Annotated in this window: 12 protein-coding genes; 2 read left to right on the forward strand and 10 right to left on the reverse strand. The window is 63.2% G+C overall.

Annotated features, from left to right (window positions below):
- Genes V8J39_RS18710 through V8J39_RS18720 form a run of 3 tightly spaced genes read right to left on the reverse strand, consistent with a single transcriptional unit; the run spans window position 1 to window position 3,725 of the window.
- A complete protein-coding gene (locus V8J39_RS18710; RefSeq protein ID WP_336462479.1) occupies window positions 1-1,791 on the reverse strand; it encodes a phage major capsid protein in 1,791 nt (596 codons plus the stop codon).
- Entirely contained in the window at window positions 1,788-3,149 is a 1,362-nt protein-coding gene (locus tag V8J39_RS18715) for a phage portal protein (RefSeq protein WP_336462480.1), read from the reverse strand. The genes V8J39_RS18710 and V8J39_RS18715 overlap by 4 nt, the downstream gene beginning before the upstream one ends.
- Window positions 3,150-3,152: 3 nt before the next feature.
- Window positions 3,153-3,725, reverse strand: coding sequence for a hypothetical protein (locus V8J39_RS18720; RefSeq protein ID WP_336462481.1), 573 nt, complete (start codon window positions 3,723-3,725; stop codon window positions 3,153-3,155).
- 208 nt (window positions 3,726-3,933) lie between these two features.
- Here V8J39_RS18720 and V8J39_RS18725 point away from each other — a divergent pair, with 208 nt between their 5' ends.
- Together V8J39_RS18725 and V8J39_RS18730 are read left to right on the forward strand one after the other, a co-directional pair.
- Complete coding sequence (locus V8J39_RS18725) at window positions 3,934-4,254, forward strand: hypothetical protein (RefSeq protein ID WP_336462482.1); 321 nt, start codon at window positions 3,934-3,936, stop codon at window positions 4,252-4,254.
- A 122-nt stretch (window positions 4,255-4,376) separates the two neighbouring features.
- Window positions 4,377-4,625 (forward strand): hypothetical protein, encoded by a 249-nt coding sequence (locus tag V8J39_RS18730; RefSeq protein ID WP_336462483.1) that lies wholly within the window; start codon window positions 4,377-4,379, stop codon window positions 4,623-4,625.
- Window positions 4,626-4,816: 191 nt separating this feature from the next.
- On the opposite strand, the gene V8J39_RS18735 is transcribed toward V8J39_RS18730, so the two are convergent.
- The 7 genes from V8J39_RS18735 to V8J39_RS18765 all read right to left on the reverse strand — a co-directional run bounded on the left by V8J39_RS18735 (window position 4,817) and on the right by V8J39_RS18765 (window position 12,798).
- Window positions 4,817-6,577 (reverse strand): phage terminase large subunit family protein, encoded by a 1,761-nt coding sequence (locus V8J39_RS18735; RefSeq protein WP_336462484.1) that lies wholly within the window; start codon window positions 6,575-6,577, stop codon window positions 4,817-4,819.
- Window positions 6,564-7,166, reverse strand: a complete 603-nt coding sequence (locus tag V8J39_RS18740) for a terminase small subunit (protein WP_336462485.1) — start codon at window positions 7,164-7,166, stop codon at window positions 6,564-6,566. Before V8J39_RS18740 ends, V8J39_RS18735 begins: the two co-directional genes overlap by 14 nt.
- 426 nt (window positions 7,167-7,592) lie before the next feature.
- Window positions 7,593-9,779, reverse strand: a complete 2,187-nt coding sequence (locus tag V8J39_RS18745; protein ID WP_336462486.1) for an AAA family ATPase — start codon at window positions 9,777-9,779, stop codon at window positions 7,593-7,595.
- An 899-nt stretch (window positions 9,780-10,678) separates the two neighbouring features.
- Window positions 10,679-11,584, reverse strand: coding sequence for a DUF7946 domain-containing protein (locus V8J39_RS18750; protein ID WP_336462487.1), 906 nt, complete (start codon window positions 11,582-11,584; stop codon window positions 10,679-10,681).
- Between the two features lie 250 nt (window positions 11,585-11,834).
- The gene (locus tag V8J39_RS18755; RefSeq protein WP_336462488.1) at window positions 11,835-12,098 is read right to left on the reverse strand and encodes a hypothetical protein; all 264 of its coding nucleotides are present in this window, start codon (window positions 12,096-12,098) and stop codon (window positions 11,835-11,837) included.
- Between the two features lie 74 nt (window positions 12,099-12,172).
- Complete coding sequence (locus V8J39_RS18760; protein WP_336462489.1) at window positions 12,173-12,580, reverse strand: hypothetical protein; 408 nt, start codon at window positions 12,578-12,580, stop codon at window positions 12,173-12,175.
- Window positions 12,577-12,798, reverse strand: a complete 222-nt coding sequence (locus V8J39_RS18765) for a hypothetical protein (protein ID WP_336462490.1) — start codon at window positions 12,796-12,798, stop codon at window positions 12,577-12,579. The genes V8J39_RS18760 and V8J39_RS18765 overlap by 4 nt, the downstream gene beginning before the upstream one ends.
- Window positions 12,799-12,813 lie beyond the last annotated feature (15 nt).

Below are 12,813 nucleotides of genomic sequence, written 5' to 3' on the forward strand. Positions count from 1 at the left end.
TCAGCGCTCGGCCTTGAACGCGCCGCGCCAGTCGAGCCAGCCGCAGCCAAAGTCGAGCCACGCCCGGAACTTCATGCCGAGAGTGTCCCACGCCTCCTGTCGCTGGATCTGGACGCCTTGGGCCGACGAGAGATAGCCGTATTGGAGGCAGGGCACGGACGCGGGATCTGCCAGCAGATACCACGCATCGCCGTCCAGCCGGGACTCGACAACGAGCGACAGCTTGCCGACGAACGGGTTCACGTCTTGCGTCGTCGTCGGGTTGATCGCTGCCAGCAGCCGCTCGGCCTCGGTTTCCAAGTCGGGACCGACGACAAGGTGGCGCGGGCGCACATCGATGATCGTCTTGCCGTCGAGCCCCTTGACCGTGCGCATCGCCTTGCGGGCTCGCGACAGGCCTTCCGTGTTCATGGCGTGGTCGAGCGTCGTGCCCAGGTTGCCGCGCGAGGCGTGGAACACCGGCACGCCGTCCGCCATGTCGGGATTGCCTGCCAGCAGCGCGACCATCGCCTCGGCTTCCGTCTGGGCGGCAGCCTGTCCCATTGCCGAGGTCATGTCGCCGAGGAGGCCGAGGTCATCGTCGATCAGCAGCTTGCGGCTGACGTTGATGGCGCGACCGAAGGTCCGCAGCGACATGGTTTCACCGGCCTCGGCGCGGCTGGTGTGCGTGAACTCCCCATGCTCGGTCATCTCTTCCAGCCGGCCCATTTCGCCGATGCGGACGCTGGTCGACTCCTTGAAATTGGGAAGGGTGCGCTGGCGAGCAAGCGCTTTCAGGGGCGACTCCGCGGCCTGATAGGCCTGCGCGGCCACCTTGCCCATCGCATTGGAGACGAGGAGCGGGAAGTCGCTGGTGCCGAGGCTGCGTGCGAACACGTCATCCGCGGACATGCCGCGCGTCGACACGCCGGTTCGTTGCAGGGCATCCGCCGCAAGCTCGCGAAGGCTCATGCCCACGAATTCGCGCGAGGCTTCAGGCAACTCGCCGCCGACCATGCGGAAGGCCAGTGCATCGGCCGCACGGGTGCGGATCTGCGCCGGGTCGCTATTATCGCGGCGGATAGTAATCCGCGGTGCGCCGCGCCGCAGCATCTCTGCGCGAGCGGCTTCACGCACGGCCTCGTCGGTGACGCTCTCATCGTCCAGCCCCTCGCCCCAAGTCTCGGGCAGGTTGCAGGCGGAGCGCAGCGTGTCGATCAGCGCAGTGCGGTTTTCGATGTCGAGGGGCACGGCGGCACTCCTTTTGATGACTGCTTTGGGGTCGGCGGGCACCGGCACGAGGGACACTTCCAGAAGTCGCCAGCGTGTGGCGGTCTTCGTCCTCTGCCGGGTTTGGGGATCCACGGTCTCGCGCCACGCCAGCACCTGATAGCCGGCGCTCACATGCCGGATCGTGCCTTCGCGGACGCGTTGGAAAAGGGGTTCGATGTCATCAGCCTGGCCGAGCCGCAGCGTGGCGGTGACGCTCTGGCCGTCGATCTTGAGCGCCGAGGCTCGGCCCACGGTCTCGCGCGCCGACTGGCGATGATCGGTGAGCAATGGCCAGTCGTCATCGGAAGCGAACTCAAGTCCGGCGGGGTCGAGGATTTCGAGGAACGGCCCGCGGGAGTCCCGGCGCGATACCGGCGTGGCGGTCGCGACGACCGCGAGAAATTTCCGGCTGTCGGGATCCACGTCGCCGACACGAGGCATCGCCCGATAGAAGCGTTCACCCTCAGTCGTGTCAGTCGGCGCGGGCGGCTTGGCGACGTGCGCTGCGCGCCGCGGGTCAGCAGTGAGGCGAACGTTCACGGTTTAGCACCCTTATGTTCAACATGATGTTGCCCGAAGGTAAGGCCGAGGGCGGTTTCCCGTTGGCGGTCGGCTGCGATCTCGGCGTCCACTTGGGCCACGTCATAGCCAAGCTGGGCCACCGCCATCCGCCGACTGACCAGGCCCATGGCCAGCATCTCGCGCGTTGCGGAGGCGTCGGACTCGGGATCGACCCACTGCGGTTTGGGGAAATGCCACTCGGCCGGTGTGGCTGTGGCGGTTGAGTTGTTGCCGCGCAGCGTCTCGAGGAGCTGCCAGCGTGCCCAAATGCGATTTAGCGCAGGGACGAGAGTCGCGTGTTGGATCGCCTCGATATGGGCACGAAACTGCACCAAGGCCGTGCGGGCAGACGAGTAGTTCACACCTCGCATGTCGCCGCTGAGCAGAAATTCGGGGATTTGCAAGCCGGCCGCGATCTGACGCAGCCCGACAGCCACTAGGTCAACCGCCTGGCCCATTTGCTGCGGCGAGGTGAACTTCACATCGAAACCTTGGGGAAGAACGCGCATGACGCCTGGCTCGAGGGAGACATCAAGTGCGCCGCTTGCTTCCCCGAATGGGTTGGGGCCGTTGCCGTTAAGGTCCAGGATGAAGCCGGTGAGCATCGCCTGAACTTTGGCATTCACCGCCAGCGCGTCCTGCAGTTGCGACAACTCGTTCAGCGGCAGGATCACGGGCGCATACCACGACAGGCCGCGCGTCTGGCCAGCTCCGAGCCGGCGATAGATGTGGATTACTTCTGCGGCATCGACGCGCAGCGGAGCGCGGAAGCTTTGATACTGGTCAGCCGGTCGCGCAGGGCGGAAGTGATACGCGATCACCTCGTCATCAGCGCCGTATTCAATGCCGGCAGCGATGTAACGGCCCGCGCTAAGCTCGACGCTATAGGACTCGTCAAGTTGCTCGGCCGGAACATGCTGGAGGCGCAATGCCCCTTCCTCGTCGGTCCTGAGGATCAGCAGCGCTTCGCCGTCCGTGACAAGTGCATCGCAAATTTCGCCCAAAAGGGCGCCGAAGCCGGTGCGCTCGGACCATGCGCTAAATTCGCCGTCATGGGTTTCGCGCCTCGCCCCGTCTTCAGCAAGGCTCGCTGCCGTCACGCCGTAGCCGACCAGCGCAGTCTTCAGGATCTCGGCGGCGTTTACAGCGGTAGGATCGTTGAAGCGCAGGTGGCGGGCCCGGCCACGCACCTGAGCCGCACCGGCCAAAACCTCACTGCCGGTCGCGCCGAAAGCTGGGGTGTTGCTCCACCGCCGGCCCGAAGCGCCTTCCAGCATCCGCACCGCGTTCGGGCGCGGCTCGGGCTGCGTGCGATTGAAAAGGCGGGGCCAGCGCATCTGTCAGTCCTCGCCGAGCACCGGAAGCATTTCGGTGATGATGCGCGAGGCGGGGAGCGAAAAGCGGGCGATCTCCGGGCCGGCATCGTGGCCGAGTGACTTGAGGGCAGCGCGCATTCGCGCGTTGCGTTGGTCATCAACGGCGCGATCGGAAACCCAATCCTGTTGCACGATGACGCTGCGATCTGCGCGCATGATCAGATGGACGTTGAAGGCTTCGCCGCTCTTCGCGCGTTGGATCGCTTCCTCGGCGTGCGACAGGCCCATGAGCCCGCCCTCGGGCAGCTCCAACTTGCGGTCCCCAGAAGCCGATAACCACCGGGTGAGCGTGTCGACGGACGTTCGGGGCAGCCCGAAGTCACTGGCGATCTGGCCGAGCCGAATCGCCAGCGACGCCGCAGAGTCGTAGAGGAAAACGCGACCTTGCTGTGTCGTCGGCGGCAGGAAATGGCGCGAGACCAGATTGCGGAGCGCCTTTTCATAGGGGGCGTGGCGATCGTCCTCGACTCCGTCCATACGGGCGAACTTCGCGGCGATTTCAGCCAAGGTTAGGTGATTTCCCATCATGCGCTCCAAGCTCTTTCAGCTCTTCATCTTACATTTGAATTGTAGAGTCCAGAAGTTTTTGGCAGAACATTTTCACCAAGGTTCCTGAAACCGGCGGGGGCGGCCTACGGGTCGGCCTCGCCACCAAGAACCCCACCCGCGCATCGCCCGGGCGGTTGAGGCCCTGTGCGATTCATGGCGCGCAGGGCCTCGTCACATCCAACCAAAGGGGCGGCAGATGAAGATCAAAGATTCGGGTGAGCAGATCGACGTGCGATATGCGCAGCGTTTTCCAGACCGCGCGGTCTGGCTGAGGCGCGCAACTCCTGCGGAGCGCGTTCGCCTCTTCCCTGGGCCGAAGGAAGGCTACGCGCGCTGCGTCGCGATCTGCCGACACCTGCCGAGCCACCAGCCGCAGCCGTTCTTTTGTCGCTCCGGGGATGTCCAAGACCTTCCGGAGGAAGTCGCCGGGCAAATCTATGTCCACGCGCTGATTGGCTATTTCGAAGGCGACATCCTCGAATGCAGCGTGACGGAAGTGCGAGCTGCAAACACGTGATTGTTGAATGGCGCCTGCAGAGGCTGAGGTTGTTCAACAAATTATTGAGTTAAATCAAGTACTTGACGAATCATCGGGCTGTTGGAATGGTCAAGTCCATACTGAAACCGGAGACCCTGAAAATGACTGACCAATGCATGTCCGACGCCTCGCTCTGGTCGCCTTCGCGCACCGGCGTTTGGAGGCGCGATAATGCGCAGGGGCGCGAGTTGGCGGATGCACTCGAAAAGCGCATGACCGAAACCAACAACCCGTCCTTGCTTGGCTGGACCGTCAAAGCGATAATCGATGGCGGGATTTATGACGGGGTCGAGGTTGGCTTTTGCCAGCGCGTCGCCGAGCGGGCGATTTACCGTGCGGAGGTAGCATGATGAGAGGTGTGAGTATCGAGTTTGAGCACGAACGGCAGCGATATGTCGTTGTTGAGACGCTCTGCGACGGGAAGTTCTATCGCTGCCGGAAACTCGGGAGTGATGGTGTCGAAGCTGCCACGGACCACTTTTTCCATCTGGACCTGACCCCAACCTCCGAGATGGTGGCGCGGTCACACCGCTTCCTCTGATCAACCACCGAGAAATTTCGATCTGATCACGGCCGGCGCCTTTCTCGGGGCGGCGGCCGAACTTAGTTCTTCGGCCCGCCGATCAGGCTGCCAGTGGATCAGATGCTTGGCAGCGAAAGCCAGCGCGGCGCAGTCAAGCGCTTCGGAGCGCCGCCCGGAGATCTGGAACCACTCGCGAACTTGAAAGCCGCGCTTAAAGCGGGTGCGAATCTCCTCGCCGCCGATTTGCTCAAAGTAGACGGGCGGCAGCTCATCGGAGAATTTCAGGGATCCCGAGGAGGCATTGCGGTGCACGGCTTCCTTCTGAGCATCGGCCCCTACAAGCTGAAGGCGCACCGTCTTGTCGGAAGCACGGCCCAGGCTGACGGGCGGTTGCCGCCATCCACTGACGCCCTTGGACGCGAACACCAACGGCGCGCGCCCTCGCGCGAAGGCGTAAACCTCTCGCACGGTCCGCCCGTCGCCAGAGTCGATCAACACGCGATCGTAAGCAAGCTGCCCGCCGAGCGGATGCTTGAAGCGGCGGGCGATCAATTCCGCCATGCCGATCCAGGTGCCATTTTCCAGTGGGCTGCCCCACAGAATGACGTGCTCGAGAACGATGCCGCGGCCTTCTGCGTCCCATCCGATTGACGACAGTTCGAGGCGATCATGCTGCACATCGCACCCGCCTGTCAGATAGAGGATTTCAGAAGGGATGTTCTCGAGGTTGGCGCTGACGCGCGAAAGCTCGCTTTCTACAACGCCTTCGCCCGTCTCCTGCCACGGCTCGCCCAGGACAAGGTTCGTGAAGGCTTGAAGCTGGGCCGGATCCTTTCGCGCGCGCAAAAACTCTTCCACGAGCTTCGGCCAGGCGGCGTTCGCGTGCGGGGAAATCAGGGTGTTGATGCGGAAGCCGGCGCGGGCCGTATTTTCGGGTGCAGTCGCCCGCCAGCGGCCATTCTCGATCATCTCGATTTTTCGCGCCTCGGGGACCAGGCAGCCGCAGTTCGGGCAGCCCCATTGCACGCCGGCCGACAGGTCGCTGGGATCGAATTTCAGGTCGGCCCACGTGATCTCCGCAAAACCGCTGCACTCAACGCAGCGCACCTCGAAAATCCGTTGGTCGCTGTCATCGAAGAGGCGCGATACCGTGCCGCCCGCAAAGATCGGCGTGCCGCCGTAGATCAACTTCCGATCGCGGAATGTCTGCGTCCGCATCTTCAGCAGGTCGAGTACGTGCCCCTCGTCCGAAACCTCGTATGCGTCGATTTCGTCCGCGACGGCGATCTTGCCGAGTTTGCGCCGGAACGCGCGCGGGCTCGAGGCCGACAGAAATTCGAGCGAGCCGCCAGAGAAGAGCCGGCGCATCATGGTCGATCGGCCGCTTTCATCGGCGCCGTCACTAATCAGGCCGCGCAGGTTCGGGCTCGCCTCGAAGATCTGCTCAACGTCGACGCTGAAGGCGCGCGCGTCGTCGGTCGTCGGCTGCGCGACCAAGATCGGCGCGGGGTTTACCGCGACGCTGTGCCCGAGATAGCCGGCGAGAATGGCTGTGAATCCGATCCGCGCCGATTTGCGGACGACGATTTCGCGCACGCCGGGATCGTCCAGCGCCTCGCAGATGCCGCGTTGATAGGTGTAAAGTCGCATCCGGCCTGGGGTGGCTGATTGTGCTTGCGGTAGATGGACGTTTTCTTCGATCCAGGCAGCAAGGGGAGTAGCCGGCGGAGGCCGAAGAGCCTGCATTGCGTCGTGACGGATTTGCTCAGGCATTGCCATCGGCGAGACCTTCCAATGCGCGTTTGATTTCGTCAGTGAGTCCCGCAATGTCGTGCGGGCTCATGTGAGGATGCGCAGCGCCGAAGCGGCTGGGCACGGCGAGAAGTCCGGCGCGAACGTCGCGAAGGATCGAAGCCCATTGACGCGTCACCTCAGCCGCCGGCACCAGCTCGCCACGTTCGCGGGCAACGCGTGCCTCTTCGCGATCAGCCTGGGCGCGAGTCAACCTCAGGCGCTCGGCCTTCAAATCGTCGCCGCCCGCGGATGGACGCCCAGCGCGCGCCGCACCCTCGCGCAGCTTTTCCGCGTAGCGCCGAACACTTTCCTCGAGGGCGTATTTTCCGCGCCCTGAGCGCACCAGGACGCCGTCACGGGCCAGGCGCTGCACCCGACTGGCTGAGACGCCCAGAAGGCGCGCAAGGGCGCTCTCCGACACGGTTTCGGGCATTTCCGCAATGGGGAGAGCGCTTGCCGCTGCTCGCAGGCCTTCGGGCGCCTGCTGCGAAGTTACGTCTTCGGAGGTCGGCGGCATTTCACCCAGGATGGGGTCATCGAAGGGATTTTTGCCGATGAGGTCGTCAAAATCCATCGCTCACGCTTTCGTCGAAAATTAAGTGGGGAGAGGGGGCTGGGGAGTTCCGTGACCGCGCGGCGGGCGGGGGCGTGCAGAGGACCCGACACGAGTGAAGAGGCGGGCAAATCGCCCGCTGTTGTGCGCTGAGAGCGCGGCGACGATCACGAGTAATCAGGCGCGAACGCAGGCGAGAAGCGCGCGAAGCGAGGTGAGGGGAGAGCGCGAAAGAGAGCGAGGCGCTTGCGTTCGATGCGCGACAGCTTTGGCGAAATCGCCCTGCCGATCTTGAAGCGCTGCCGCGCCAAAAGGCGGCGCTTATATACGTAGTATATAGAGTCTCCCCCGCACCGTCCCGCACAGGGTTCCGCACCGTCCCGGCGACCGTCCCGCAGACCGTCCCGGAAGCGTCCCGCAGACCGTCCCGCACGCTCTCCCGGCCTGTCATGGCGCGTCTCCCGCATCGGTGATCCGCAGATATTGGCTTTCGGTGCCCTTGTTGTTTCGGGTCTTAACCTCGATTGCCTTGCGATAGAGAAGCCGGCGCATCGCTGCCTCCAGGTCGTGCTTGCCGCATCTCTCGGCGTCAGGCTCCAAGGCGAACAACTTTGGTGCGAACTTGTTTGAACGGTTCGGCGAGACGAAATCGCCTGCCTTGCGATCCAGGATCTTCAGGAAGACGCGCTCGGCCTTCTCCTCGCGAGTTTCGACCTCGCCGAAATCGTCGACTTCCTCGGCCGGGGCGACGAACTTCCCTGCCTGCCAGCGCAGATCAATCGTCGATCCAGTCGCGCCGTAGTTGCTCTTGGTCGTGGTGAGCTGCCTGGCGTCAGGATCTGGCCGCCGGGTTTCCCCCTCGCGATCTTTTTCGATGACGTGCGACAGGTAGAGCCGCGAACGAACAGTGTTGCCCCAGCCGACGCTTCCAGCCGCGCCCGAGCCGTTGGCCATGCCGCTCATGGATGGATGGGCCAGGAGCAGCACTGCGCACCTGTGCTTCGATGCAATGCCCTTAAGCTTGTTCACGAATTGCAAGGCGTGCGCCTTGTTGTTCTCGTCACCGCTATGCAGGTTCGCCAGCGTGTCGAGGACCAAGAGCGAGGGGCGTTCCTGCGCGACGGCCTTGCTCACGCGCTCGAATAGGGCGGTCATCGCAATCTTGTTGGTACGATCGAACGTGGCCAAGAGTGGGTCTTCCTCAACGGTCGACTTGACGAGAAGATTCTCAAGGCCGCTGAGGTCGCCGCCACAAATGTCCGATAGGCGCCGATGTAACTCGCCCTCATCGTCTTCGGCCGACAGGAAGAGCGCCTTGCCGGGCCGTTCTACTGTCTGTCCGATCCACTTTCCTCCGCTTGCTACCGCGGCAGCAAGTTGGAGCGACAGGAGCGATTTGCCGGTGCCGCCGTCGCCCGAAAGCATGGTGACGACGCCGTTGGGGATCAGGCCAGGGACAAGCCATTCGCGCTTGGGAACAGGTTTTCCAGCCCAGCGGGATGCAGGAGCGAAGAGGTGGGCAGCGCTGATTGAGCCAAGCAAGTCCTCGAATTCGTCTTCCTCGTCGCCCATGTCCTCGAATTCCAACTCAACTTCGAAGTGTGGCTCTCCGACGGAATGCCGGATTGTTGCGAAGGTAGTTTGCGTTTCCCGGCGTTCGTGGCGACAGGTCCAGAAGGTCTTCTCAGTGTCGCGCCGATGCGCGTCGCCCGCATAGTCCGGGTGGCTTGCGGTCCAGTCCGCGGCGATCTCGCATATTTCGAGGACTTCCGCATGGGGGCGAGCCTTGCCTTCGGCGTCCGGTGCGCGGGCTTCGTGGCTCAAGGCTGCGATAATCTTGAACCATTCTTCGCGGTCCATGTCGTTCACCAGGCGCGACATGCAGTCCCGAATTCGCTGGACGGTCGCGCCTTCGCGTGGCTTCACGCCCGCACCTTCGCTCGAGGGGCCGCCGATCGGGCGAAGGGCAGCCGGGAACGAGGGGAGAGGCCCAGCCAGGTCGGCGGCACCATAGCCGCGACCGTCAGGGAACCGGCTGCCCGGCGCGATGACGTAGCCGCCTTCGCCGCGAATATCGAGGCCGCGCGGTAGGTGGCTCGCGCTGTTTGTCAGGCCCTCAGACCACGCGAAATAGAGGTGCAAGCCGTTGCCCGCCGTTTGCACCTGTGCGGGCGTGAGGTCATTGGGTTCGTGGCTGAGCCCGCTCAGCGCCTCGATACCGTCTTCGCCTGGCTTGTGGCGATCGCAGTCGAGCACGGCGAGGCCTGAGGCGCGGCCTGTCGGCAGGCCCACGAGTGCGTTGGGCCGACTCTTCCACCAGGCGCGGATCTGCGCTGCATCGGTGGTCGCACCCTTGAAGCCCTTCGGGATGGCCGGGCTCTTCTCGTCGTAGAGCTTGCCGTCGATCGTCTCGGCCGCCTCGCGACACGGGAAGACCGGCTTACCGGCTGCGGCCAGCTTCAGCGCCACTCCGAGATTGCCGGTCGGGAAGGGAATGACAGAGGCCGATACGCTTTCGCCCAACAGGTCGGCGAAGTCCGTTGCTGCGGCCTGCGGCTCGGCGTCGATGCCCAGCATGGCCAAGGCCTCGGCGTCGAGATTGTATTGCTGGGACGGGCGTTCAGTGCTATTCATTGGGGACCACCTTCTTTCGGTTAAGGGTCGCCCGCGTTGCTGCGCATTGGGCGGCCCTTTTCGCTTCGGCATCTCAAACCGCATTCAACATTTAGTTGCACGCAGGCTTGGCAGTACTACATTATGTTGCACGGACAGCATCCGTCTGTCCAACGAATCCCCCTCTGAGAGCGTCAAACCTAAGTGCGCAGCGGTCGCTCCGTTCGACTGTTCGCAGCCGGGTCTATATCCGTGATTTCGCGGCCCGCCCGGCTCTCTGGCGGTGGGACAAAAGGGGCAAAAAACATAATGAAAATGCGGGAAGATTTACTGTCCCACCGGCGTTTAAGTTTTTGAAATAAATATATTTATGCACTCCGGCTCTGGGCACCACTTTCTATCTAATAAATCATTATTATCATGCACTTGTGTGTCGTTTGGTTTTCTCAATCCACCCCTGTGCCCACCTTTTGGCGGTCGTAAGGCGTCGATCCTGAGCGACGAGGCCCCTGTCCGAGATGGACAGATCATCCCCTCCCGCGATCCTAATCTCTCTATTCGACACACAGACAGGAGTAGACAAAAGCCAGCGCGGGTGCTCGCTCTCCTGATCGGAAAGTCTCTACTCGACACACTGACGTAAGTAGACAGAAGGGGGCGGGCTAAGGCCGACCGCTCTGCTACTCGATCAGCCAGTGGCCGAAGCCGAAGGCCAAACAGAGCAACGCAACCGCAAGCATCACCACCCTGGCAGCAATCGCCGGCCGAGGCGGGCGCGGGGCCTCCTCGTCAATCTCGTCCTCGTCTTCGGGTGGTCGGGCGCTCGTCATGCCGAGAAGGGTCGCGCATGGAGGCGGAAAAGCAAAAGCCCCGCACAGTGGCGGGGCTACGCTGGATCTTTCTAAGAGCGAAGAGGCCGCTTAAGCGACCACCTCCCCGTGCATCGCGTGAAATGTCTTCAGGCGTCCGTCAGCATGTCGGGTCGACTTCCCGGTGAGTTTGATTTTCGCTCGCGTCTTCAGCGCCTCCTCGTAGGGATTGTCGCTTTGGGACAACGGATCGAGTGCTGGGTCGCCGATGTGCGCTTTGATCCTCCGCCCTGGGTTTTCCGGGTCTACGAGTTGCATGGTCTTGGAGCTGAGTGTCAGCCCGTCGACTTCGAAGATCATTTCTACGATCCCGCTCACTGTAACGTCCTCCTTCTCTCGGATTGCGTCGGCTGTGGGCGCGTCAATCTCGATCAGAGATGCCCCATCACTCACTACCTTCAACACACTGCATGAACGACCAACTGGAGCAACCAGCTTGCGGACGTCACCACGATGCACTTCGGCCTGCATTTGCAGGATGCGCTCGAAGTGTTCTCGCTCCCGCTGCCGGTCCGCGAGGATCGCGTCAAACATCTTCGTTTTGTCGCGAGCTTCTTTATCCAGAAGATCCAGTAGCTTGTCCAATTCCACGCTCGCCTCTGCCTTCCGGCCGCCCCAAAACAGCATCAAGTAACCCACGATATGTCCGGCAAGCTTCGCCCGCGCTGCCTCGGTCAAATCGGCGATAAAAGGAGCCATGGCCGCTGCTACATGAGGCACCCCCATTAGCAGCTCTACAGAACCCGCCTTCGGAGCCTCCACTGCAAGATAGAAGGCCGCTTCGGGCGGGGTCTTGACCGTCTTCTGCCTTTTCTCAATTGCAAAGAGCGTAACCGAGACAATCCGGTTCAAGCCGATAAGCGACTCTGCCAAGTGCCTTGCCGGAAGACGATGCTCATCCGCTTCGCCTCCACCGTATTTGATGGAGAAGCTGCTTACCACTGCGCCGTCACTCACGTATTCTTGCCCTTCGAAATTGTGCGTGTGACCCTCGCGGGTGCCGAACGATTCTGCAAAGCAAAAGCCCCGCCGGGTGAGGCCGGGGCGTTAGCCGGACAATTGGCGCGGGGCTGGCCCGCCGCTCAGGACGGTCTCGATGGGGGCTCCCCATTTCGCCTCTCGGTCTGACGCCTCAACATCTCGTCGATGACGCGCATGACCAGCGCCCGGTCCTCATCCGACAGCAGCCGGACTTTCTCTGCCAGGCTCATGCGATTGCTGCCATCGCCTCGGCCCAGAGCGCGGGGCACTGCCGCTCATCCGGCAGCCCGCTCATCCCGAAGCCAGTCAGAGCAACGGTCTTCGCGATGAAGTCCTGCGGCGTCTCGGCGGGCAGATCCCGGATCCGGTCCTCGATCTCGAGAAGGCGATCCGCATATGCCGCGTTCTCTTCGTCGGTGCGGCTCGCGTCGTCAGCACCGACCCAGAGGGCGTGCCAAGCGCGGAACTCGGTCTGGATGGGGGTATCCATGCTATGGAGGCCCCTGCCGCTCAGAGAGAGCGGGGCCGCGGTCAGCACAGCTGCCGAGAGGAAGTGACGCCGCTTCATGCCCGCACCTCCGCAAGCGTTTCCTGCGTAAGGCCGAGAGCGGCACAGGCTTCGTCCCAGAACTCGGGCACCACCCCATCGGTCAGCGCGAACGCCCCGCCGGAGGTGTAGGCCATGACCTTCGCGAAGACGCAGGCCGCGGACTGCGACGGCAGCGCCATCATCCGATCCTCAAGCTTGATCCGCTCTTCATACAGTTCATCGCAGCGCTTCCCGCCTTCGTCGCTCGGGTCGCGGAATGCCGCCATCTCCTGCACCTTGAGGGCTTGCCACTTGCGGAACAGGGCAACGGCGGGCGTGTCGTGGCAGCCGAGGGCGCGCAGGGCGGCCCAGGCATCGCCCGCGGTCAGAGCGGCGGTCAACGCGGCGAGCGGGGCGGTGGTGAGGATCTGCCGGCGCTTCATTGGATGGTCTCCGCCTTGCGTTGAACGATCTGGCTCGCCGCCTGCATGTAGGTGGCGCACTCGGTCAGTGCTATGCGGTCCACGTCCTCCGGCCCGTCGCCGAGGGCGTCCAGCGCCAGCAGCATGGCATCGCGGACCTCATGCCACTCGGCCAGCGACAGGACCGGGCGGGGTTTGCGGGGCAAGCCAGGGGCGGCTGCCGGAACGGTGTTCGGCATCGGGTCTTCCTCTCA

Origin of the sequence: Frigidibacter sp. MR17.24, assembly GCF_037095655.1 — a bacterium.
Classification (GTDB): domain Bacteria; phylum Pseudomonadota; class Alphaproteobacteria; order Rhodobacterales; family Rhodobacteraceae; genus Frigidibacter.

Bases quoted from the DNA above. Each gene is read 5' to 3' on its own strand.
- V8J39_RS18725 (WP_336462482.1), top strand. From the start codon at position 3,934: ATGAAGATCAAAGATTCGGGTGAGCAGATCGACGTGCGATATGCGCAG.
- V8J39_RS18745 (WP_336462486.1), bottom strand. From the start codon at position 9,779: ATGAATAGCACTGAACGCCCGTCCCAGCAATACAATCTCGACGCCGAG.
- V8J39_RS18765 (WP_336462490.1), bottom strand. From the start codon at position 12,798: ATGCCGAACACCGTTCCGGCAGCCGCCCCTGGCTTGCCCCGCAAACCC.
- V8J39_RS18740 (WP_336462485.1), bottom strand. From the start codon at position 7,166: ATGGATTTTGACGACCTCATCGGCAAAAATCCCTTCGATGACCCCATC.
- V8J39_RS18715 (WP_336462480.1), bottom strand. From the start codon at position 3,149: ATGCGCTGGCCCCGCCTTTTCAATCGCACGCAGCCCGAGCCGCGCCCG.
- V8J39_RS18760 (WP_336462489.1), bottom strand. From the start codon at position 12,580: ATGAAGCGCCGGCAGATCCTCACCACCGCCCCGCTCGCCGCGTTGACC.
- V8J39_RS18755 (WP_336462488.1), bottom strand. From the start codon at position 12,098: ATGGATACCCCCATCCAGACCGAGTTCCGCGCTTGGCACGCCCTCTGG.
- V8J39_RS18730 (WP_336462483.1), top strand. From the start codon at position 4,377: ATGACTGACCAATGCATGTCCGACGCCTCGCTCTGGTCGCCTTCGCGC.
- V8J39_RS18735 (WP_336462484.1), bottom strand. From the start codon at position 6,577: ATGGCAATGCCTGAGCAAATCCGTCACGACGCAATGCAGGCTCTTCGG.